The 23,920-nt window shown below is 42.3% G+C and carries 20 protein-coding genes; 6 read left to right on the top strand and 14 right to left on the bottom strand.

Going from position 1 to position 23,920, the window contains the following annotated elements; genetic code table 11:
• The first annotated feature begins 61 nt into the window (after positions 1 to 61).
• From I6E83_RS08495 to rhuM, 3 genes are all read left to right on the top strand, one after another.
• Positions 62 to 2,116 (top strand): autotransporter domain-containing protein, encoded by a 2,055-nt coding sequence (locus tag I6E83_RS08495; protein ID WP_197101143.1) that lies wholly within the window; start codon positions 62 to 64, stop codon positions 2,114 to 2,116.
• Positions 2,117 to 2,290: 174 nt separating this feature from the next.
• Positions 2,291 to 3,034, top strand: a complete 744-nt coding sequence (locus tag I6E83_RS08490) for a zinc-dependent peptidase (RefSeq protein WP_197101133.1) — start codon at positions 2,291 to 2,293, stop codon at positions 3,032 to 3,034.
• A 68-nt stretch (positions 3,035 to 3,102) separates the two neighbouring features.
• A complete protein-coding gene (gene rhuM, locus I6E83_RS08485) occupies positions 3,103 to 4,095 on the top strand; it encodes a virulence protein RhuM/Fic/DOC family protein (protein ID WP_197101132.1) in 993 nt (330 codons plus the stop codon).
• Between the two features lie 158 nt (positions 4,096 to 4,253).
• On the opposite strand, the gene I6E83_RS08480 is transcribed toward rhuM, so the two are convergent.
• The 5 genes from I6E83_RS08480 to I6E83_RS08465 all read right to left on the bottom strand — a co-directional run bounded on the left by I6E83_RS08480 (position 4,254) and on the right by I6E83_RS08465 (position 7,714).
• Positions 4,254 to 4,898, bottom strand: coding sequence for a hypothetical protein (locus I6E83_RS08480; protein WP_197101130.1), 645 nt, complete (start codon positions 4,896 to 4,898; stop codon positions 4,254 to 4,256).
• A 291-nt stretch (positions 4,899 to 5,189) separates the two neighbouring features.
• Positions 5,190 to 5,669 carry a glutamine amidotransferase-related protein gene (locus I6E83_RS08475; RefSeq protein WP_265091214.1) on the bottom strand — a complete coding sequence of 160 codons (480 nt, stop codon included), beginning with the start codon at positions 5,667 to 5,669 and terminating at the stop codon, positions 5,190 to 5,192.
• A complete protein-coding gene (locus I6E83_RS14835) occupies positions 5,645 to 5,887 on the bottom strand; it encodes a hypothetical protein (protein ID WP_265091213.1) in 243 nt (80 codons plus the stop codon). Before I6E83_RS14835 ends, I6E83_RS08475 begins: the two co-directional genes overlap by 25 nt.
• Positions 5,888 to 6,042: 155 nt before the next feature.
• The gene (locus tag I6E83_RS08470) at positions 6,043 to 6,927 is read right to left on the bottom strand and encodes a dihydrodipicolinate synthase family protein (protein WP_197101128.1); all 885 of its coding nucleotides are present in this window, start codon (positions 6,925 to 6,927) and stop codon (positions 6,043 to 6,045) included.
• 10 nt (positions 6,928 to 6,937) lie between these two features.
• The gene (locus I6E83_RS08465; RefSeq protein WP_197101126.1) at positions 6,938 to 7,714 is read right to left on the bottom strand and encodes an aldolase; all 777 of its coding nucleotides are present in this window, start codon (positions 7,712 to 7,714) and stop codon (positions 6,938 to 6,940) included.
• A 153-nt stretch (positions 7,715 to 7,867) separates the two neighbouring features.
• Here I6E83_RS08465 and I6E83_RS08460 point away from each other — a divergent pair, with 153 nt between their 5' ends.
• Positions 7,868 to 9,331, top strand: a complete 1,464-nt coding sequence (locus I6E83_RS08460) for a PLP-dependent aminotransferase family protein (RefSeq protein WP_197101124.1) — start codon at positions 7,868 to 7,870, stop codon at positions 9,329 to 9,331.
• A 22-nt stretch (positions 9,332 to 9,353) separates the two neighbouring features.
• Here I6E83_RS08460 and I6E83_RS08455 read toward each other — a convergent pair whose 3' ends face one another.
• Together I6E83_RS08455 and I6E83_RS08450 are read right to left on the bottom strand one after the other, a co-directional pair.
• A complete protein-coding gene (locus tag I6E83_RS08455; protein ID WP_197101123.1) occupies positions 9,354 to 9,989 on the bottom strand; it encodes a hypothetical protein in 636 nt (211 codons plus the stop codon).
• Positions 9,990 to 10,403: 414 nt separating this feature from the next.
• Positions 10,404 to 11,006, bottom strand: coding sequence for a short chain dehydrogenase (locus I6E83_RS08450; protein ID WP_197101121.1), 603 nt, complete (start codon positions 11,004 to 11,006; stop codon positions 10,404 to 10,406).
• Between the two features lie 89 nt (positions 11,007 to 11,095).
• On the opposite strand from I6E83_RS08450, the gene I6E83_RS08445 reads away from it, so the two are divergent.
• Complete coding sequence (locus tag I6E83_RS08445) at positions 11,096 to 12,001, top strand: LysR family transcriptional regulator (protein ID WP_197101119.1); 906 nt, start codon at positions 11,096 to 11,098, stop codon at positions 11,999 to 12,001.
• A gap of 53 nt (positions 12,002 to 12,054) precedes the next feature.
• Here I6E83_RS08445 and I6E83_RS08440 read toward each other — a convergent pair whose 3' ends face one another.
• Positions 12,055 to 12,288 (bottom strand): DUF2798 domain-containing protein, encoded by a 234-nt coding sequence (locus tag I6E83_RS08440; RefSeq protein ID WP_197101117.1) that lies wholly within the window; start codon positions 12,286 to 12,288, stop codon positions 12,055 to 12,057.
• Between the two features lie 712 nt (positions 12,289 to 13,000).
• Here I6E83_RS08440 and I6E83_RS08435 point away from each other — a divergent pair.
• Positions 13,001 to 14,275, top strand: a complete 1,275-nt coding sequence (locus I6E83_RS08435; RefSeq protein ID WP_197101115.1) for a tyrosine-type recombinase/integrase — start codon at positions 13,001 to 13,003, stop codon at positions 14,273 to 14,275.
• Positions 14,276 to 14,383: 108 nt separating this feature from the next.
• On the opposite strand, the gene I6E83_RS08430 is transcribed toward I6E83_RS08435, so the two are convergent.
• The 6 genes from I6E83_RS08430 to I6E83_RS08405 all read right to left on the bottom strand — a co-directional run bounded on the left by I6E83_RS08430 (position 14,384) and on the right by I6E83_RS08405 (position 23,904).
• Positions 14,384 to 16,705: a TonB-dependent receptor gene (locus I6E83_RS08430; RefSeq protein WP_197101113.1), complete on the bottom strand. Its 2,322-nt coding sequence runs from the start codon at positions 16,703 to 16,705 to the stop codon at positions 14,384 to 14,386.
• A gap of 191 nt (positions 16,706 to 16,896) precedes the next feature.
• Positions 16,897 to 17,541: an RraA family protein gene (locus I6E83_RS08425; RefSeq protein WP_197101111.1), complete on the bottom strand. Its 645-nt coding sequence runs from the start codon at positions 17,539 to 17,541 to the stop codon at positions 16,897 to 16,899.
• A 105-nt stretch (positions 17,542 to 17,646) separates the two neighbouring features.
• The gene (locus I6E83_RS08420; RefSeq protein WP_197101109.1) at positions 17,647 to 19,728 is read right to left on the bottom strand and encodes an IucA/IucC family protein; all 2,082 of its coding nucleotides are present in this window, start codon (positions 19,726 to 19,728) and stop codon (positions 17,647 to 17,649) included.
• Between the two features lie 4 nt (positions 19,729 to 19,732).
• Positions 19,733 to 21,697: an IucA/IucC family protein gene (locus I6E83_RS08415; protein WP_197101107.1), complete on the bottom strand. Its 1,965-nt coding sequence runs from the start codon at positions 21,695 to 21,697 to the stop codon at positions 19,733 to 19,735.
• A gap of 120 nt (positions 21,698 to 21,817) precedes the next feature.
• Positions 21,818 to 23,302 (bottom strand): MFS transporter, encoded by a 1,485-nt coding sequence (locus I6E83_RS08410; protein WP_110923457.1) that lies wholly within the window; start codon positions 23,300 to 23,302, stop codon positions 21,818 to 21,820.
• Positions 23,302 to 23,904: a GNAT family N-acetyltransferase gene (locus I6E83_RS08405; protein WP_110923456.1), complete on the bottom strand. Its 603-nt coding sequence runs from the start codon at positions 23,902 to 23,904 to the stop codon at positions 23,302 to 23,304. The genes I6E83_RS08410 and I6E83_RS08405 overlap by 1 nt, the downstream gene beginning before the upstream one ends.
• Positions 23,905 to 23,920: the final 16 nt, after the last annotated feature.

Here is a 23,920-nt window from a genome sequence, read left to right as displayed (position 1 = left end):
CTGCATTGCTTTAGGTTATTTTTTAGTATTGATTGCAGTTCTTTAACCAAGGAGAAGCAGTTTGGATACTAACTTATCACCGCTTAAGATTTCAGTGGTTGCGGCGCTGACACTGCTTACAGGCTCGCAAGTATTTGCAGAGGCCAAGTACGGTGACTATGGTACAGAAACGGCGCTGACACTTGCCCGTGACTATGCTGGTCGTTATACAGGTTCAGATAAAGAAGTCCAAGCTGCTGATTATATGCAGCAGCGTATGACAATCGATGGCAGTAACAACCAAGTCAATCGTCAAACTTTTGATTTCGTAGCGCCTCGTGGTTTATTCAGAGGTCAAACGTTAATGAGTAATAACGTTGTCGTGACTCAAAAAGGCAGTGCTGACAGCAACAGAACGCTATTTGTCGGTGCACATTATGATTCTGCCGTCGCCTATCCAAATTACGAAAACCTAGAGGCACTGGACGATAATGCTTCTGGGTCTGGTGTATTAACCGAGTTGACAAAAAACCTGACTGGCATTGAGACAGAGCACGACATTCAGTTTGTGGCATTTGGTGCAGAGGAGGGCGGTCTCAATGGTTCAAAGGCATTTGTTGATCAGCTAACGGACGCGGAAAAATCAACAGCACTGGGCATGATTAACCTAGACAGTCTGATTACAGGCGACAAAATGTACGCCAACGCAGGGCGAAATGCTTATGACAATGATGGCAACGAAGTAGCTGCCAATGTAAGTTTGCGTGAAAACGCACTGCGTATTGCTAAAGAGCTTGGTATTACACTAGAGGTCAATACAGCCATTATTGCACCAGGTGAGACCGAACCCTACGAGCCTTATGGTGTTGGGTGCTGCAGCGATCAGGAATCTTTTGATAGTGTCATGCAGGTCGTCGGATTTGAGGCTACTAACTGGAGCCTTGGGCCTGATTATGATGGTTACACACAAACTGAAAACCCAGATATTCCAGGCGGCTATACGTGGCATAACCCTGCATTAGACAACGAGGAAGTGCTTACTGCTGCATTTGGCGCAGAACGCATATTGCAAAGAATGCGAGACTACTCTCGTATTATCAGTAGATTGATTGTGGAGCAAACCAATGCTGATATCATCGCCTCAACCAAGAGCGCCATCAATCTGCAAAACCGGGTGGGCGCTGCGTTAAAAATTAATGCTACCGACTCACACTCAGCGGTGCTAGAACGCGCCAATTCTTTGGCATTGCATACTCTCGATGATGCGGAGCCTTTGGATTCTGAGTCGCGTACTCAGGTTTGGGCAGATGGCTCCCAAAGCTACGTGGATGCTGATGAGGTACAAGAGGGCACTCGCGCCAATATTGGTCTATATGGCGAATATATGGTACAGCCAAGCTGGCGTGTTGGCGCAGGTGTGCAAGCGGCCAATCAAAACAATAACACCGTCGAAAACGGTATTAAAAAAGATACGAGTTACGGTGTTCAGGCATATTCTTTATTGGGCGGAAAAGACACGGCTTGGTGGAACACCACATCCCTGAGCTTATCTAAACATGACTTAGACGTTAACAGAACTGTAAAACTGGATGGTAATGACGGCATAAACATCATCAACAATAGCGAACGCAGTGATGCGGATGCTGATGTGTTGAGCGCATACAATGAGCTTGGCTATAATTTTCTTATCAAGAAAAACGTCGCGCATGGTGCATTTTTGGGTCTGAACTACAGTGATACAGACATAGATGGTTATACCAGTGGCAATGCTGATTCTCGCACTGCGCTAAAGGTTGATAGCACTTCTAGCGAGGCATGGGATTCAGAGCTTGGTTATCAGTTGCAGTATGGTTTTGACTTGATGGGTACGCCTGCCAAACTTCAAGGAAAAATCGTTTACGTGCATGTTTTCGAAGATGGTTTAATAGATGGTTTATCGACAACGTCTTTAGCTGATGGTCAAACAAGAGAGGTTAGCATCACCCAAACAGATAAAGATGACGATTATGGACGTTTTGAGTTGAGTGTGAGTAACAAGGTTCATAAAAACGTTTATGCGTATCTGAATGGTGATACCACCTTTGCACGTGACGATAAAGACAGCTCAGTACAACTAGGCTTGCAATATCAATTTTAAATCTTGATGTGTGAATGTAAGTCTGCGCTGCTCAATAATTCATTTATGAGCAGCGTTTTTTACTCATACATGTCAATATATTACTTATAAAGGCATATTGCTGATTACCGATATAATACTCAGATTCAGTAATACCAATGTGTGCGAAATATTAAAAGAATAGGGGTGGCATGTATGTTTGGCATCATAAGAGACTGGCGCGAGCAGCGCATACTAGATAATAGCGAGTTTAGCCATGCTGATTGGATGCAGGCTGCTAAACGTATTGTGATACTCGACAGATTAAGTGTTGACGAGATGACACATTTATTTGAGCTCGCGACATTGTTTTTGGCTGATAAATCATTTACTGGTGCGCAAGGATTCGAGATTACCAATGCTGTCAGACAGTCTATTGCGTTGCAAGCGTGCCTGCCAATATTAAACCTAAGTCTCGATTGGTATGCTGGCTGGTCATCCATCATCATTTATCCTGGCTCGTACAAGAGCGATAGCACCACGGTAGATGAGTTTGGTATCGTCCACGAAGGCACTCAGCACCGTAGCGGGGAAGCATGGCTGCGAGGACCTGTCATTCTCTCATGGAAAGATGCCAAACATTCAGGTGAGCGTGATGGACACAACGTTGTCATTCATGAGTTTGTCCATAAACTCGATATGATGAATGGCCGTGCCAATGGCTTTCCACCGATGCAGCCTGATATGGATCCTGCAAACTGGACACAGATTATGAGCCGCGATTTTGAGGACTTTCAGATACATCGTAAGTCAGGTCTAGATCGTTATGGAGCGACGAATCCTGCTGAGTTTTTTGCAGTTTTGAGTGAAGTGTTTTTTGAAACACCGCAAAAACTGATAGATGCTTATCCTGATATTTATGAGATTATGGTGAAATTCTTTCGTCAGACGCCGTTATGAGTGATATTTATAGAGGTTGTGACAGTAAACTGTATTCAAAACAGCATATTGGAATTGGGGAAGCTGAGATGAGTAACGCTATAAATGACGATATGGCAAAAGTAGAAATCTATGAAAGTGCTGATGGAAAGGCGCAAGTAGATGTACGTTTTGAGCAAGAAACCGTCTGGTTGTCACAAGCACAAATGACCGAATTATTTGGTCGTGACCAATCAGTGGTTTCTCGTCATATCGCCAATGCCATAAGAGATGAAGAAATCGATGAAAAAAGCAATATGCAAAAAATGCATATTGCAAATTCAGACCGTCCGGTGACTTTTTATGACCTAGATGTGGTTATCTCAGTCGGTTATCGCATAAAATCTCCTCAGGGTGTGCAATTTAGGCGTTGGGCAACGCAGCGCTTACGTGAATACTTGGTACAAGGCTATACGCTCAATCAACAGCGCTTCGATAAAAACTCTATTGAATTGCAACAAGCGCTAAAACTAATCAAAAAAACCGCACAAAGCCCCGAGCTTAAAACCGACGAAGGACGCGGACTGGTTGAGATTATAAGCCGCTATACGCAGACGTTTTTATGGTTGCAGCGCTATGATGAAGGTCTACTGGATAGTCCTACAGGACAAGATGGTGGTATCTTACCCAGTACGGCTGAGGCCCTGGCAGCGCTAACTGATTTGAAAACACAGCTGATAGATAGAGGTGAGGCGACTGAATTATTTGCCAAGCCTCGTGGTGATGGTTTGGATAGTGTATTGGGTAATTTACAACAAACGGTTTTTGGTGAGCCTGCGTATCTGACTATCGAGAGTAAAGCGGCACATCTACTGTACTTTATGGTAAAAAACCATCCTTTTACTGATGGTAATAAACGCAGCGGCGCTTTTTTATTCGTGGATTTTTTACACCGTAATCACCGACTGCTGAATGATAAAGGTGACATGGTCATCAATAATACTGGGCTTGCGGCATTAACCTTATTGGTCGCTGAATCTGACCCTAATCAAAAAGAGACTTTGATTAAATTGATTATGAATATGCTGTCGTTAGAGGGCTAGTAAAAAAGCTTGTCATTAAAAACTATACCAAAAACAAAGTAACATAAGTTGCAAAATATATATCAATATTTGAATATATGGTATTTATAATCAGATGGCGTAGGCTTCCATTTTAAACGCGCCTTACAAAAGTGGTCATTCAATCGTTTCTATAAACTCTAAACCGTCCATTGGTCATTAATAATCGCCACCAGATAACGCTTGCCTTGATATTCATCAAATACTAGGCGTAGAGCGCGCCAGTCCATTCCAGCGTATTTTTCTGTACCTTTATGATAGAACTCTACAACATCTGATTTTTGATATATGTTGTCTATGTTATTAATCATATTGCCATGAGACTTAAGGTCATTGCTGCTAGGCGTAACACTATTAAACTTGTTGGCTGCAACCCAAGCATCTAAATATGTTGGTAGCGGCGTGATTAATAGATCGCCAGTGCCGTCTTTTTCGCCCCAAGTGAAGCGAATTTTGGACTGTTGTAGATACTGCGCATATTGTTCACGACTAAAGACTTTGTCAGTCTCTGGACGCACATAAGCGTACATCGAAAACCGAACGCCGCGTGTTGGATGAATATCATCAATGATAGCAGCATAGTTTTGATTCGCTAATGCTTGCTGAATATGTGTGGCTTGCTGTATCAGCGTCTGTTGGTTGTTTTCCAGTGTAGCGTGGCTTTTAGATGAATGACCGCTGTTATAAATATCAGATGTTGTCGCCAAAGATTGGCAACCAGTGATAAATAATACTGGCGCTAAAATCCCAATAGTGGACAGTTTTGAAAAAGATGCTCTTGTCATAAAAATATCCTTAAATATGTGATCAAGTATGATTAAACGTTAGCATAAAAATACTGGAACAAGTTAGTAAAGAGAATTTTAATGCTGTTCAGAATATTTATTCAAAACCACCTCAAACCGTTGGTTTGTTTTCGCATAATGTATATTATGTTAAATGATGTCTATTGAGCATTAGATTGATGAATCATTCACTACAAAATATTGCATGGCGTTGTGTTGTATGGTCGTGATAAAAAATATACCGTATTACATCATCACAATCACAACCGCTCAACCAATCTTTTCATCAACCTACTCAGTGGCGTTAAGCCAATTCAAAAATATTTTTTGTGCTGCTGAAGTGATCGCCGCTCCATATTTTTTAGCCTCATAGCGAATCTGTTTAACATCGATATTCGTGCTATTCAACTCGTGAGCATGGCCGACGAGCCATTGTTCAATATTATCTGGCCGTGCTTCTATATGAAACTGTAGCGCCAATATATTACTCCCACGTGCAAAATCTTGATTTGGGCAGATATCCGTTGCTGCCAAAGAGCGACAGCCTTGAGGAATCTCAAACTGATCACCATGCCAGTGCAATACAGGAATGTCTGACAGTCCTATAAGAGGATTGCCAGTTGAGTGATGAATTTGCATAGCACCAAACCCAATCTCTTTGCGACCCATAGAGGCGACGTTAGCGCCCAGTAAACGAGCAATGAGCTGTGCGCCTAAACAAATACCCAATAAAGGCTTGTTTGCTTTTAAGCGCTTGTCAATAAATGCCAATTGGTGCTTTCGATGAGGAGTGGGTAAATATCCTCATCGAAAGCACCAATTGGCGCACCAAGAACCACCAATAAATCTGCAGATAGAGGGTCTATCGTATCGAAATCGACAGTAGCAGCATCGATATATTCGATGTGGAAGTTTGAGTTTATGAGTACTTCCTCAAACACGCCAAGGTCTTCAAAATGCACATGTCTAATAGCCAAGACATTTTTCATGTTCAATCCTTTGTCAAATGATTGAGTGAGTTCGAATAAGCAGACCTAATGCATCAAAATTTACGGACTGTTAAAGCATAAATAACTGACACAAAAGATCTGATTTTTCGAGTACTAGGGCATATTTCCCATCTGAACCCTAAACGGTAAATAACCTAAGAAAAACAGCCTAAATCGATTAGCATGCTTTTCAGCTTTTCTTGTTTCAAAGGCGTTAAAGGCAGCAAAGGCTTTCTAGGATGACCAACTTGGATACCCTGTGCAGACATGCCAGCCTTCACTGCAGCAGCCAAACCTGATTGGACAATAAACTCTAAAAACTCGTACTGTTGATAAAACAGTTCTCTAGCTTTTTCATTATTGCTATTTTTGATCGCGTCAAACAATTGCTTTGGTTGATCGCCAATCAGGCACGGAGCGATAGTACACCAGCCTACTGCGCCTGCATTGAGTGCCTCTAAAGCCATATGGTTACAGCCGTTAAAGAAAGGCACGCTCCCCTTTGATAATTTATAAATCTTATGCATGCGCTGTATGTCACCGGTGCTTTCTTTAATCCAGCGCGCATTTTCGATGCCATCTACCATTTTTAGCATAAACTGAGGAGACATATCCACACCGCAAGTCGCTGGGTTGTTGTATATCATGATAGGAAGCGGTGTGGCATCTGACACACTTTTATAGTGTAAAAATATCTCATCTTCATTCAATTTATAATAAGAGAAAGGAGACAACATGACGACGTCAGCGCCAATTTTGTGAGCATATTTAGCACGCTTCACGGCTTGTGCAGTCGTCAGTTCAGCGATACCAACCACCACGGGTACTTTGCCTGCGACATAGCTGACAGTATGGTTGGCCACACTCTCCCACTCGTCTTCACTCAAATAAGCGGCTTCTCCTGCACTTCCCAAAGCCGCGATTGCATCGACTTTTGCATCAAGTAACGTGTCAATCACTGTTTCGAGTTGCTCAAAATCGACGTTATTATTTTCTGTAAACGGGGTTATCGTATAACCTATAATGCCTGTTAAATTCATTGGTTAATCCTTACATAAAGTCAGTATGGTTTTTGAGTGCTTGTCTTACATAATAGGCGAAGTTCACTTTGTTTCTTCTGTCTGTAGAAACCCAATCGTGCGCTTCTTGTGCCAACTCAGGAGATATTGGTTGAATCTGGCCACTGGCCATTGCCAGTAGTTGTAACTTAGCTGCCCGCTCAATGAGTATTGCTAGGTTGCAAGCCTCTTCTATCGTTTCGCCAGCGACCAGCTGTCCATGATGAGCAAGAAACACGGCACGATTGTTGCCCAGCGCATTCGATATGAGCTGCCCTTCTTCATTTCCCACAGGCACCCCTGGCCACTCAGCGACAAAAGAGCAATCGTTGTATAGCGCGCTCGTATCCATGTGAGAGATGATTAACGGCACTTTCAACATAGACAGTGCAGCGATATAAGTAGGATGTGTATGGATAATACAGTTCACTTTTGGATGTTCTTTATATATCCATGTGTGAAAACGGTTGGCAGGATTGGCCATGCCCTGTCCATCTAAAGGATTGAGGTCTTGATCTACTTCTATCAGATTATCAGCACTGATTTCATCAAACCCTAGTCCAAAGCGCTGAGTCAAAAACGTTCCCTGAGCCTCAGAACGGCAAGTGATTTGTCCTGCCAATCCAGCATCATGGCCCTTATCAAACAAAATACGGCATGTCGCTGCCAGCTTTTGACGATCGGTCAAACCAATGTCTTGGATAAGCGTTTCCATATCGTGCTGGGCTTTTTTCATGAGTGTGTCTTTAGTCATATTCATTGTCGTCATGGATATCTCCTTTAAGTGATGCGTTGACAATGAACACAGATTAGCGATAATCTGGACTAAAACAAAGAGCCAGATATTAAAAACTCACTGGTCCAGATATAATCTACCGTATGGTTCTGACAACATATTCCAGAAAAAGGAGCGACAACGTTTATGCTTTGGGATACTCAATTTACCTTAGAAGATGCGTCGGGTAAGACCTTGCACTTGAAGCTACTAAACTATATAACGCAAGGCATTCAAAGTGGCCGTCTGAATGCAGGGCGAAAGCTGCCAGGCTCCCGTTCTTTAGCAAAGCAATTAGGCATAAACCGTAAAACGGTCCAGCAAGTATACGAAGAACTTGAGGTGCAAGGCTGGCTTGAAAGCAAGTTGAGACAAGGGACTTTTGTCTCTCATGTGCTACCAGAGCATCACTTACTAGAATCAGATAAAAAATTAATCAGCCCTTTAAAGAGAACCAAATCATCGTCTAAACTGACGGAAACGCTATATGAAAATGCGATAGTGTTGTCTGATTATTTATCCATAAAAAATGACGGCATACCCGATGCTCGATTGATTCCTTACGAGCTGTTAGCAAGAACCTATCGCCGAGTATGTATTAGCCTCAGTCGGCACTCCAAGCTTGGCTATGGCGACCCTAGAGGAGCGATTGAACTGCGCTGTTCTGTCCAAAAGATGTTGACGAGCGAAAGATTTATGAATTGCTCTGAACAAGAAATCTGCATTGTCAGAGGCAGTCAAATGGGGATTTATTTAGCATCAAGGATACTTAACCCGCAAGAGGGTGCTATCGTCATGGAAGAATCGTGTTACTTGCCAGCACAGGCGGCATTCGAAGCAAGCGGGTTTAAAGTCTTAAAATGTCAGCTGGACGAGCAAGGTTTGGATATCACCCACTTGCGCCACATCCTGTCAAATAATGACGTGGCAGGGGTTTTTGTGACGCCCCATCATCAATATCCCACCACCGTTTGCCTACCGATGCATCGCAGACTCGCTTTGTTAGAGTTATCGAAACTCTATAATTTTGCGGTCATTGAAGATGATTATGATCATGAGTTTCACTATGACACCAACCCTATTCCGCCATTAGCAAGCCTGCACAACTCCGAAAATGTGGTTCACATTGGTTCGATGTCAAAGGTGTTTGCACCAGGGCTAAGATTGGGGTATGTCGTGGCCGATCAGCATTTTATAAAAAGAGCCGCTCAAGAGATTGTGCTTATCGACAGACAAGGCAATACGATTACAGAGCATGTTTTATCTGACTTGATGGAATCTGGAGAAGTAAAAAGGCATATTAGAAAATTGAGGCAACAATACAAGGAAAGGAGAAATCATGCTGCTAAAGAGTTTCAAAGGATATTTGGTGATCAAATATCCTTTATCTTACCTACGGGAGGATTGGCCATATGGGTAGATATATCGAAACTTTCTAAAGGGAAAAATCTGGCAAATTTTGACAATGATGACTCGACGTTAAATGTTTTTTTTAACAAAACACAAAAAGAGCCATCACATATACGCTTTGGGTTTGGGAGTCTCAATGAATATGAAATCACCCAATCTATTGACAAGCTTTTTCAAACACTAAGCGATGTTGAACCGTAAATCTTGTGAGACACGCCCTAATCTAACGGCTGTAATCACAGGTCACTGAGTTATTTTCCAAGTTAAAAACAGCGCCGCTATAACCACCTAACCAATCTACATAGACTTGTTTGAATGAAGGCTTTAAATCGACAAAGTTCTTATTTTTAAAATACAACGTATCGTAAGCGTAATCAGTTTCAGGCTTAAAGAAAATCACAAGCTTGTCGAGGTCATGGTCGCGGTAGGTCGCATTTTTGAAGTAAACACTATAACGCATACTGCCTTCTTCATCCTGCTCTACCTGAATATCATCAATGGCCTTACGGTACTGCTTGGGTATGCTAGACAATGGTTTTAGATAGTATTGGTCTTCAAATGCGGCATTAGAATCATGACCAATAAAAGAAGATTTGAACGCATCAAAGTCTTTTTCACTCGGGCTAGCATCAAAGCCATTATTTTTTGCGCCATCTACAAAACCACAGCTGTCTTCAAAGAATCGCAGAGCTTGAAGTAACTCTTGCTTTGGTTGTTCATGATTACTGATGAGTTGTGTAGGCGCGCTATCGACCTTGGCTGACACAGCTGCACTATTGGCCTTCTGCTCAGTACATCCCGATACGATAAATCCTGCACATAATGTTAGTAATAGTATGTTTTTATTATAAGAAATCAAAATTAATCACCTTAGATAATGTTATGACAGCTGCTTGGCTGATTACGTCCATACGCCATCAGTTAACAGCATTGAGCCGCGAAAAACCAGTGGCATCATACCATCTAACAATAGATAACTGACCAAGTTTACATAAAGGCAATTAAAAATAGACTGCAAATATTCGTTGGTACCCTTGATTAATACTTTGTTGTGGAGGGAATAACGAATTACTCATGTCCAATGGCATAGGAGCAATTCGTTATTCCCTCTAAATAAAATTAAGTAACCTGAATTCTGGATAATAAATCCATCTCAAGCAGCTATTGACACGTAAATTAGCTCTGTTCAATAGACCCTAAAATCTCTGGCTACATAAAGTTTTAAATATCAGATAGTTCAGTTGCTTAGTACATATCTTAACTAGCGTTCAGGTTAATTAACGTGATCAGGGGCATCAAGTGTTGCACCATGCATTGAACCCGTTACAGCAGCAACATATGCCTTAGCTGTGTCATCTGCCGACAGGCCGCCTTCGGTGTCCATGCCCATCATAGCCATTGTTTCCTTTACAAAAATTGGAGACACAACATTAAGTCGAAAGCTGTCAATTTCAAGCGCCGCTGCTTTAACAAAGCTTTCCAATGCGCCATTAACCATACTAACGGCTGTGCTACCAATCATAGGCTCTCGTGACAATACACCCGAGGTTAACGTTATTGAACCACCGTTGCTAATATAAGCACGTCCCAAGCGTACTAAGTTAACTTGCCCCATTAGCTTGTTGTTAAGTGCTAGTTGATACTCATCATCAGAAAGTTGATCAAAAGATCCAAAGTTTGCGACCCCAGCGGTTGAGATAACCGCATCAACTTGCCCGACTTGTTCAAACATTTTTTTAATTGACTCTGCGCTACCTAAATCAACAATCACATCTGCGTTTGAGTATCCTGCAGCTATAATCTCATCGTTATTTGCTAGGCGTTTAGTGACTGCTTTTCCGATAGTGCCAGAGGCACCTATTAATAAAATTTTCATATTGTTTATTCCAGTCTCTTTAAGGTTGAGTAAAGTATAACAATAGACTTATAATTGAAAAACAATCTAAAAACAAAAACACTATTCATATGAAGAGAAAAATAGATATTGTTCGTGCCATAACAACTTTTCAAGTTGTTCTCGATTTGGGCAGTTTTAGCAAGGCAGCGGACCAACTGGGTATTGTTGTTTCTGCGGTTAGCAAGCAGGTATCTGAGCTAGAAAAGCACTTTGGTTGTCAATTGCTTCATCGCACAACGCGTGCGATGAACCTCACTGCAGAAGGTGAGCATTATTTAGAGCAGTTCAATCTGATTGTTGATGCTTTGGAAAACCTTGAGGGTCGAGCTGATATCAATCAGCGCATTATTGCTGGGCACCTTCGAATTAGTGCTCCCCCTAATGCTGAACAACTTGGTATCACTCGTTTAATTGGGGAGTTTTTGCATCAACACCCTGCTGTAAAAATCACGCTTATATTACTAAATCGTTATATTAACCTGGTTGAGGAAGGTATTGATCTTGCTATTCGAGTACATGAATTGTCGGATTCTCGGCTTATCGCGCGAAATTTTACTGAATTAAATGTGTTGTATGTCGCAAGTCCTGATTACTTAGCAAAATACGGTACACCCCAACATCCTAAAGAACTTACAAAACACAACTGTATACTTGATTCCTCAATTCGTACCCCCTGTCGCTGGCGCTACTTTGAAGGTAACAATGAGCGACATGTTAATGTTACAGGAACGATTGAAGTTAATTACGGAAATATTACGGCTGAATACTCAGCCGCAGGTCATGGTATCGCGTTTTTGCCAGATTTTTTAGTGCAGGACTATATTAATAGTGGCCAACTCGTGTCTATTCTTGAACCATTTCATATGCCTGCAACACCAGTTTCATTGGTCTATCCAGCCAATCGCATGCAAAACCCCGTACTGCGTGAAATGGTACAACATTTACTTAACAACAAACCTAAACGTATTATGTAAAGCAGTACAACGGGCTATTACTTTATTACTTCTTTTTAAGTATAAAATGTGGTTTACGTCACAACGCCAGTAATCTTAAACACATACTTTCTAACAATAGGAACAAATACAGCAGAAGCAGGAAAGCCAATTAAAAACCCCGCTGCCGAAGCATGCATCCACTTATTTAAAAAATTTGCGGTGAATCCTACATTCATAGAAACCATAACAAAGGACATCACAAAACTCATCCCTAAAGAAATAATAAGGCCCATTAAGAGGCCGGCATACTTGGGGTTAATGATCACTTTTTATGCTCCACTTGTATCCCAAAAAATAAAATGAAACGCCTACTCAATAGCGCAATTAATAAATCGGGTTTATGCCCTGTCAATATGTATATTCATAGCATTGGCAATAACTATAAAGTCAGCCTCTTGTACTTCAAATAATCCGCGTCGAAATGGATAACGCCAATACTTTTTATCTTTGATGAAGGTAAGCGACTCAAACGTTACTTAAATGCATGGAGAATTTAAACATCGAAAATTAATTCATTCTGCAATATTACTCTCACTCACTCACTAGCTATTTAGCTATCTGCAGCCATGCTTCAGATTTACACAGAACAGTACTATGACCGCGATTTTTATATTCTGTGCGAGTACAGGAGCATATGTTTTATAGAAAACCCTCTCAACTGCTTACCAAATGGACTGTCTACACCAAAATGGCGTTTAATTATCTATCAAAATAACTAGCAAAAATGGTGTGTAGGCCAACAGTGACATGACCTACTCCTTATTTTGGCCATTATGCTATAATTATCCCCAAGTGAACCTTGGGGATGATTTAGTATCGTAAGTGTTATTAATAAAGGATTTTTTAATTATTATTCTAAATACTGGTGTCCATACCAGTGTCCAATAGTCCTTTATGTTTATAGATAGGACGCTTTTCATAAGTTATAAACCCTAAATCTATTATTCGCCTTACTTATCATATTTACGGATACACATCATGGCTGTCGACAATGCAAATGACATCAACAAACTTGAATGCCGAGATAAAGACTATTCGGTCAGCATCTCAGGTGTGTCTGGTTTAAGTCTTCGTATTTATCCAAATGGCAAAAAGGAATACTACCTGCGTTATTCTCATCCGCACATCGATGGCAAACGCCCTAGGATGATGTTGGGTAAAGTTGAAGATATCAGTCTGTATGAGGTTAAGTATAAAGCAGAGACCATCCTTAATACGGTCGCAAAAGGCTCTGACCCCAAAGCCATTCAGCAAAAAGAGCAAACCAATAAATACGCTCATCTAAAAAACGCACCATTTTCTGAGATTGCAAAAGCGTGGCGAGATCACAAAACATCAGGTCGCCAACAAGGCAAATCTAAAAAACCATCATTTAGTGAGTCAACGCTTAAGTTTTGGGATTTATGTCTCGGATACATGTGTCGTGAAATTGGCGACTTGAGAATGAACGATATCACCAGTGAGATGATACTAAGCGTGTGTGAGTCGATTCAAAACAATGAAAACCAAGCGACTTTCGTTGGTGCAAGCACTCGCCTATATACTGAAAAGGTGTTTTCATTCGCTGTCGCACGAGGATTGTGTAATAGAAATGTGGCAATTGATACACGTGGTGAGCTTGCACCTGCCAACTCAGGCAATCATTTGCCAGCTATTACCAAGCCAGATCAATTTGCGACTCTCTTAAAAGATATGTCTAACTTTAAAGGTGCAAGTAAGATTACATTAGAGGCGATGAACTTATTACCTTATGTGTTTGTACGTAGTATCGATTTACGGTCTATGCGTTGGGATGATATAGATTGGGATAATAATTTGTGGTCATTCTCCCCCATTAAAGGTGAAGGTCGTGATGATATGGTCTCACATTTGGTCGTACCATTGGTGACACAAGTGATTGCACGTCTAAGAAACATGCAGTCCATCACAGGCCATAAAGAATATGTATTTGCTTCGATACGCGGTTCAAGCAATGCTTATATTAGTAAAGCGACGCTAGTGCAGATATTTCATCGGCTGGGATACAAAGATGTGCAATGTGCGCATGGATTTCGGGCATCGGCTAAAACATTGCTGATGGAACAGCCTGAGTTACGTTATTCGGATATCGTCACAGAATTGCAGCTGGGTCATCGAATTAAAGACACGCATGGTGGTGCTTACAATAGACTCGATGAGATAGATATTAGAATAGAGATGATGCAGGATTGGGCAAATTATATAGATGAGCTCCGAAATAACTCTAAAAAGTAATGATGTCGTTTCTACGACGTGTAGGTAGCCATATTACTGACAATCAAAACATAAAAACCCCTTCACGCTAAATTTTCATAGCGTGAAGGGGTTTTATACGTTCTGCTTTTAGTAATCGACGGTATAGCTTAAACCATAAGTGGTGCCTGCTGCTGGTAAGCGGTTCAGGTCTCCGTAAGTGGTTTGATGGTAAACCGTTAAATAGTCTTTATTAAGTAGGTTATAAATACCATAACCTACTCGGCCTACTGGCATTTCTACTTGTCCCAACACATCCAATGTCATGTAACCCGTAACTGGCAATGCACTAGAATCAGGGTCTTTTTGTTGATCTTTAGAAGCTCTGTCATCACCGCCAACGGCCAATGCTTGCAGACGTATATTACTGCCTTCATCAAAGTTATACTGAGCAAATGCGGTGCCTTTTAGTGGTGTTAGGCGCACAGCATCTAACTCCAACCAATCGCCATTATAGTCATATTGACCACGAGTATATGCCACACTACCACCTACTTGCCACTGATCGCTAAGGTCATGAGTAAGTGAACCTTCTACACCATAAACTCGCTCGTCAGTATCCACAACCTCGACAGTATAGCTGTCTGTAAAGCGTACTACTTTATCTGATTCGTTATAAAAACCGCTCAAGCGTGCCGCTGTATCACCGTGTTTTCCCTGCCAACCAAACTCGTAGTTATTGGTTGCAATCGGTTGAACATTGTCTGAATTAACCACGAAGCCGGCACGCACATCACGTAAAGCTCGCTGTATATCTGCGGTATCAAGACCTTGTGAAAAATTGGCAAACAATTGATCTTTCGGTGTTATCTGATAGCTGGTACCAAGATTAAAGAGTACTTTGTCATGGTCGGTACTGCCTGCTTCTACCGTTCCTGCTTCATAATTATTTGTAGGATCGTTAGCGTAATACTCTTCCATCATTTGTTCGTAGACCGGTACAAAGGCATCAGTATCCGATGACAGCTTTTGATAACGCACGCCAGCACTGGTATGCCACTTATCGGTCAAATCCACATCTGCATTGACAAAAGCACCCAGTTTATCAATGGTGGTATCTGGTCCAGCATTATAGGTGAGACCGTTTGTTTTAGCCGTTAAGCCATTGCTAACATAAAATGCCGTAAAGTCTTGTCCATCGTAGGTTTGCTCGCTGTTTTCACGTTCAAAATCAGCGCCGTAGCTAAATAATGTCTTTTTACCAGCAAGTTCAGTTTCTGTTTGCATAGCGGCACGCAGACCCATGACACCAATTTCTGCTTCTGACTGAGTGATAAAATATGGATTACCATTTGCATAATAAACATAATCATCTTGCTCTGTTACAGCTTTAACGGAAGGGTAAAAACGACCTTTTTCGTTTCTGTAGTAACCAGTCAAGCTTAAGCTAGAACCTGAGCCTACAAAATCATCATCACTATAATTTAAATTTACCGAGCTTTTTTCGGTATAAGGCTGGTTTTCTACGTTGGCGCCATCAATGGCTACTAAAGATGGGCTGGCACCATATAACACTGCTAAACCATCACCGTAGTCTGGGCCGTAGTCAGTATCTTGCTTATCTTTATAATAAGTCACTGCGAGATCAAGACGTTGGGTGTCCGTTAGCTCTACACCTAAGCTGCCGTTCACACTTAGTGATTCGGTATCTTGTTGATCCGTTTGGTTGACATCAGGGCTAACTCGGTCGCCTTTGCTATCAAACTTACCACCTTTGGTCTCATAATCAACATCTAAGCGCCCATAAACCCGCTCACCGCCATATCCTAAGGATTGCCCTACGTTATAGCCAAATGAATCTGAATCAAAGTCACGACTGCTACTAATGCCCACTCTTGTTTGTCTAATAGGGCCATAACCCACCAGAGATTTAGTCACAAGGTTAATCAGACCACCTGACGCGCCAGCACCATAGATACTGGTGGCACCCGAAAGCACCTCTACCCGCTCAAGCTGTGACGTATCAATACTGTTAAGCTCACGTGAAAGACTGCGTGAACCGCTTAACGGTACACCATTTAGCAAAAACTGTACTGGGCGGCCATGCATGGTGGTGCCATAGTTACTGGTCGAACCACTACTGGTACCCAAGCTCGGAATCAGCTGTGCCAATACGTCACCAGTGGTACGGTTGCCCGTCGCCTGCATCTGAATCTCGCTTTCAGTAATCACTTGCGTGACGGCTGGCATCTCACTAATCTTCTGAGCCAGTGCAGTACCTGTTCTGGCACTAGCAGTGACTTTAATGGTATCTAAAGTCACATTAGGCGTCTCAGTTGATGCTGCACTCGACGCCAGCTCTGCTGAAGTCTCTTCGGCCACAGATGCCGTATTATCATTGGTTTGTGCATATAACTGCTGGCTAATACAGAGGGTAAGAACGGATAGAGCAACTTGATGATGGCTTTTCATATTTACTTCACTTAGTTGGGTCGTCAAATAGTGGTATCAGTTATATTTAGCTAATAATACTGTGTGTACTAACTTTGTGAATAGCATTGTAAATGATAATTGTTTTTATTTCCAGATGAATTTTTACCTTGTTGTAAGTAGTAATATATGCCAATTTTAGGTGCGCTTGAGTCGTTCTATTATTAATAACTTCACTGGCTTTCAAACAACTTATCCAACTGATTATTACGATACGCCTCAAAAAATATCTGAAACTTCACCTCATCTTCTTTGTGCTTTTTTTGACAATCTGGTAATAGCTGCTGCGCGACATCAACAGGCAATATAAACACACCATCGTTATCCATCATAGCGATATCACCTGAACGGATAATCGTTGTCTGCTCACCAAAGCGATAGGCAATATCGGATGCTAGCGTGCCTTGTATGTGATCGCTTTTAAATGTGGTCACAGCACTGATACCTTGTGCAAAGACAGGAAATCCCAATTGTTGAATCTGTACTGAGTCCGTTGCCTGTCCAATGACAATGACGGCGGACAGCTTCTCATAGATAGCCGCGCAAGTTCGCAGTGCTCCCCAACACGCGGTGACGCCCAATACCTGAGCATCAATACATAACACATCATTAGGCGCTGCTTGAATGAGTGCCTGATTGATCACATTCGTGTTGTCAGAGGCTAGCTGGACTGTTAACACTCGGCCTACTATGGTAGCCGTGCAGGGATTCAGCGCTTTAATATCTGGTAAATACCCCTCTCCCGTCAGATGACCAATGGTTGAGGTGCCTATCTCTTTATAAGCATCCATAAGATCGTTAATATCGATGTCATTCATTATATTCTCACTATTGTACTTTTTAGCTTGTGGTTATTGTCTCAATCACTATTGTCTCGATAACTTTTATCGCATTACTAAGCAGCTATTAGTTAGTTAAATGGGCTAGCGGCTTTTCTTAACACGCTTGAACGGATTTGTTGTTTTACCTTCTCCAGCTGGCATACTGCCATGAGGATCAGCGCCACGTGCAATCACAGGCAACAGCAATGTTTTATGCGGATAGTGTGAACTGCTTAATAACTCGTCATGAAGTATCTGACGTTGATCGTCATCAAAATCGATAGTCACCAAGGATTCCTCGATGCTGGTCATTGCCTCGTGCCACAGCGTATCTTCATTAATATGATAGTGCTCAACCAATGACTCGATAATCGCCCGAAGATTAACCAGTAACCCTAGCGACTGTAGATAAAATATTAGCGCTTGCGGCGTCTCGCGATATAGACGGTTTTTAAAATCTGGTGGGCTTAGATATTCAGGATCTGATATTTTATGGCGTGCCAGCCATGGTAGATGAATGCGTACGGAGTCATGGTCACGCAATAACAGACTGGTAAAACGATTGTCTTTTAATACTATAACAATATTTTGCCCGTGCATCTCAGGGGCGAACCCTAGGCGTAAACAGCGCAGCATAGTCCCCAAAAACACATCACAAAGATTCTTAAAGCACGCTATCACAGCGAGTTTTTTATTCTGTGCTGAGCCTTCTTGAACGCTGTTATGAATAATATCGTCAAAAACATGATAACTAACACCTTGCTGATATATCAACATACCCAAGCTTGCCATCGGTAATAGTCGAATCGTATCGTCACAAAGATCTGCTGGCAGTTGACGTAGCATCGCGCCTAAATGCGTGGGTTTTTCTTGATAAAATTGCGGATTGATAGCGCTTTTATCATGCAAATGAGACGGAGACATATAGCCCCACCATAGGCGCTCATCCCATAACCGTAACTGTGCTGATAGTACAGGGTCTAACGTTCTTGCCTGCATCAATATTGCTTGGTTTTTTTCACCATTGATCAGCTTGAGGGCTGGCAAGTAGCGTTTTGAGTTTAGTGCGTACACACCTATAGGCAGCTTAATGCTATTTGGCGTATCAGCATCAATTAACATACTGCGCATGGATGAGCTGGCATAAGTGATGAGTGCATCAAAAGTCAGGGCGACAACTGTGCCATTGGCAAGATCGTCGGCATATATGTCATCAACCACATGAGTCATTTGCCAAGGGTGTACGGGCATCGCAATGTGCGTCTGCGTAATACCTTTATCGTCTAGCTCTCGCATCAATTTCTGCTGCTGCGTAGTATCCAAAAGATATTTCGCTGGATTTTGCGTTGTTGTGTCTTGAATATGCTCTGCCACCATGATATGGCTTTTGGCAATGGCGGCCCATACCAGCGTAATGGGCTGGTTAAACTCTGCCATATAACATTTGTATTCTGTTGCCGTAAAGCCCAATTTACCTTTTGCCAGTGGATGAAAAGGACGATCCATCAGTGAAGCCCACTGTTCCGCTGCAATCAAGGTTTGATGCCAATGCGCATACTGACAAACTGACGTTGTGATATTTGCTGCTGCTGACTGTTGCTGAGCTATAAAAGAAGCCTCTAAGCTCTCTTTTAGCTTTAAGATACCGATATCAGATAAGCTGGCACTATCCATCATTAATAAAAAGATATCTAACAATTGCTTTGCTGAGCTTATTGGCTCTAGCAAAGCACTGTCCACATGATGGCTATTATTAAGATTACTATCAAGACTGCTATTCAAGTTGTTGTTCAGACTGGCATTGACGTTGTGTATGACAGGCAGACAAGATTTAGATAGTCGCCATGGTGAAGAATAAGCAGGCTCGACCAGTAGTAATAATTGTCTATTTTGGTCAACTTGCATCACCATTAATGGGTTATCTTGGTTAAAGAAGCCTTGATACTGCTGTGGTAGCGACGCTAAAAATTGATGCGCATCTTGAGCTTGAGACGTTTTATGATTTTCTAAATACTCAGCGGTGGTTGTCACTTGAATAAGGTGCTCATCCACCCACTGCTCTAATAGGAAGCACTCTACCAAATGATTAATCAGCGACCATTGAATGGCCTCGATATCTAGCTCAGGGTTTGCATCAAGGTGGCTGTTTTGCGCAGAATTTTGTACAGGAAATAATGTATGCATCGTCTTACCCCTGACTTTTAAACAATGGGTTATTGATGTATTTAATCGGGAATGCTTTATCTCCGAATAATCGGCGCTTAGCCAATGACTCAATGCGCGTTTGTTCAGCGAATACATCAAACAAGTCGAACCGTACTTGATGCTCTGGATGAGAGGTTTGATAGTCGGTCACGCAGTCAGCGACCTGTTGCCAAAACGCCACTTCAGAATAGTGATAATGCGTCTGCATAAAAATTGCGATGTCTGACAACGCCACAAAGAATAAGCAAGCAACCGTCATATCACGAATGCCATCTGTATCTTCGGTCTCGATGAACGAGCCTCTATTTAAGGCTGCATGTGCAGGTGGCAAGCTATAGAAATCTGGACGCAAGTATTGTTGGGTTAAGTGCTCAGGTGAGTAGCGAACCCCATCATGCAAATCTTTTAATAATATTTTTACGGGATAGCCATTTTCATGTACCAAGACGATGTTTTGTGCATGGCATTCTAGTGCCACACCATAACCAAATAAGATATGCAATAAAGGGGTGACAGCGACCTTAATCAACTGCGCAATCCATGTCTCTACGCCATATTTATCAAGCCAAGGTGCTATCAGATGCGAGCCATCAGCATTGATATAACTGACACCATTGAGCGGAAATGCGGTTTGACCTTTTGATAGATACTGGTTCACGTTTTCCCGCCAAATAGCAGCTAGCCCGCCATACATATTTGGATGCTGATAGCCACGTGTGCGTAACGCCTCATGGTCTAAACTGACGCCAACGGTCTCACCTAAAAACGCAATGGGTAATGCTTGGGCTGTCTTATCTTCTGCAATCAGTTGATTTAACCAAGTGGTGACAACAGCCGCATTCATCACGGTATGCTTTGCCAATATTCGCGTGCTTGAGGTATTAATCAGGTGCATACTCAGCTTTAAGTAAGCTTTATTATTACTGACGTCATTATCACCGTTAACATTGCCATCAGCATTACCAAGCATCGTCAATGAGCGAATAGACTGCTGAGCGCGGTACTGATGACCTGCACTACCTAAGTAGATAACTTCTTGCGTGGCAAGCAATGGCTGTAACGCTTGAATCAAGGTGTTTTGCCATTGCCAAGGATGCGCAGGTATCAGGCAATAATTATTAGCCGTCTCGTCTACTTCATGACTAGCTGTACCTTCGTCTTGCTTATTTGTGATTGTAAGTACTTCTGTGAGTTTAGTATTGAGTGCATCAAATTCATCAGCACCTACATAATCTTTCACCCATTCATTTATATCGATACCAGTAGTGGTATTACTCACCAGTAGCTGTTTTTTGACCGCTAACCACACCACATCGATGTTTTGATCAAACTCTGGGCCATAGTCATAGTTATCTTGTAAATCAAAACCGATACGAGATTTAAAGCACGGATGATAAGGATGCCCTGCCGTCAAATAACCTTCGAGTTGCTCATAAGTGAGTTTATTAATAGCTACAGGCACATTAGAAGCCAGTATCTGAGACTGTGTTTCGTTCACTAAGGTATGACGCAGCTCTTTGATAAAGCTGTCTTTGAGTTCTGCACCTTCAATGTTGAGCAAGATGTCACTGATCACATGCTCAAGAATGGCGTCTTGGGCAACACCATTAACCACTCGCTGCACATTTAACTCATTCAAACGAATGATGTCAAAACTGTAATGAATATAGCCTTGCGCGGTATAACAGACATCACCATCTACTTTGATAATAAAATTCAGCAGAGTCTCACTATCAGCACTGTCATTAGCGGTGTTCGCACTTTCAGATTCAAAATCAATGATATTTTCATATAACAATGCTTGTAGCAATTGCTTAATCACTCGTTGCTCAGCGCGTGCCATGATTTTAGAATCGACAGGTGCTTGCCACGGTTTAGTCGCATAAGTGACGTCAGTACTGTGATTGCTATTATTGTTTTTGGTAGAGTTTGCTAGATTATTGGACATAGATATAAGCTTCCTGTCTGGAAATTGAATCAAATAAAAGTATGAATTTAGATGCATTTAAAGCGAATGATAATTATTTACTTTAATAAGTTAAAGTAAACCCCGATACGGGGTATTTGTTTATGGGGATCGTGGTAATTTGCACGCTGAAGGAATCGTGAATAATAAAATCACCGCGATGACTACCAGTATTTCTTGGATGGCGCTTGCCATGCCGTCACTACTACCTGCTGCTAATAACTGCGCACTTCGACTGCCTATATAAAGGGTGGACAGCGTGATAAATATGGTAGAGATGATGCGGCGACTGATGTTATTAAGGGCAGCTCCCTCAGTGACCGAGTCTTTGGGTAAGCTGCTAAACCCAACGGTCGTGGTTGGTAGGTATGCTAGACCCACTCCGACACCTCGCATACTCATAATCAACATTAATAGCCAAAGCGTGGGCTGATACAAGCACCATGCCAGCATCAAGGTAGACAGCGCACTAATCGCAATTCCTACGATGCCAATCCCTCTGGCACCTTGCTTATCTACCATCTTGCCAGCGTAATGCGTGGTGATACTGGCCACGAGGGTCGCGACCATTAGGACAACGCCTGTCCATAAAGCACTCTCGCCCATCACGTCTTGTATCAATACGGGCAATAGTAAGAGACACAGCATCAAACCAACTGTTTGGCTAATACTAATGATATTACTGTGCAAATAGGTTTTATTACGGAACAAGCGCACGTTCAATAACGGATGACGCTGCCGCCGCTCATATGCCCACCAAACCATTGCGGACAGTAAAAATCCGACAGACAGTAAACCCAACGTGGCTATCTTTAATAAGCCCTCACTGCTGAACAATCCACCAGTGAAGTCTATCTTCAGCGTGCTCAGCCAAACCATCATCGCGAGCAGCCAAGTTAGTAAGCTGACAAACCCGATGATATCGAAAGGGCTCTTTTTGTCATATGAGCGCATATCAGGTATTAGTCGCCATACCATCGCCATGACCGCCACACTGAGTGGTAACGTAATGGCAAACAGTGTCCACCACGCAAACTGCTCAACCAAATAAGCACCGACCAAAGGGCCAAACGCTAATGACATCATAATAACAATGCCCCATAGCGCCATTACTCTGCCGTGCTGCTGCTGCGGATAAATCTGATACAGCATACCAATAGACAATGGAATGATCAGACCGCCACTCAGTCCTTGTATGGCTCTGGCAATGATGACAAAGCTCATACTATAGGCTAGCATGCCAATGACTGAGCCCAACATAAATCCAAAAATTGCCGACAAATAAACATGCTTAAAAGGAAATTTTTTGTTTAAATAGCCGCTTAGCATCAGCCCCACACTCATGGCCAATACATAAGCATTTAGCACCCAGCCGCCCATCACGATATCGACATCAAACACCGACATAAAGACAGGAATCGCTGGATTGAGCGCGCTATTACTAAAGCTGACCACCGTACCGCCGAGCAGTAGTGTCAGTAACACCTGCTGTATCTGTTTGTTGCTCAAGCCATTACCACTACTATTCGAGGCTTCGTTTATAGGCGACTCATTGGTAGATGTCTTATTTATAAGTGCTTTGCTCATTAAGCAGTGGCACCATAAAAGCTGAGATAACCTCTAGATTCTAAAAACTCATCGCGATTGCAAAAATACAAGGCGGCGGTCTTTTCTGGCATCTCAATCAGGCGTTGTACTCTATAGGCAAAGCTATCGGCCACCCACTGATACACCTCAACCTTGCTATCAGGCTCACCCACGATTTTTTTGGCCTCAGTATGCTCAAATATAAACTTGCTGATCATCAGGCCTGTTGGTTTTAGGTAGCCTTTGCCAACCACCGCTGGATCGCCAAGCAAAATATGCCAGCCCATGTCCGTCTCTTTAGCTTTGTAATAATGAGATAACCGGTCACGAGCCGTCTCATAAATCTCTGTATAGCCAATCGGCTTACCATCACAAAGTATGAGGTAGAGACGCTGATGGTCATCGGCCAGCATTTTTTCAAAATGGGTTTTTAGCTGCGGCATCGGGAGATGTAGCTGCCACTGATCGACCACATGCTCAGCATGCATCCATTTATACAGCAATGGCATATCATCTGGGTAGCTGACAGGTCTCAACGCAAACGTCTTTTGATAAGCCTCAATGCTAAACGTATCGGGTAGGTTTTGGGTGATGGTCGGCATGACTGACTCCTGATTG

The sequence above is a fragment of the Psychrobacter sp. SZ93C1 genome (assembly GCF_015864635.1).
Taxonomy (GTDB): Bacteria; Pseudomonadota; Gammaproteobacteria; order Pseudomonadales; family Moraxellaceae; genus Psychrobacter; species Psychrobacter fozii.
This window is presented reverse-complemented; position numbering and strand designations above follow the sequence as displayed.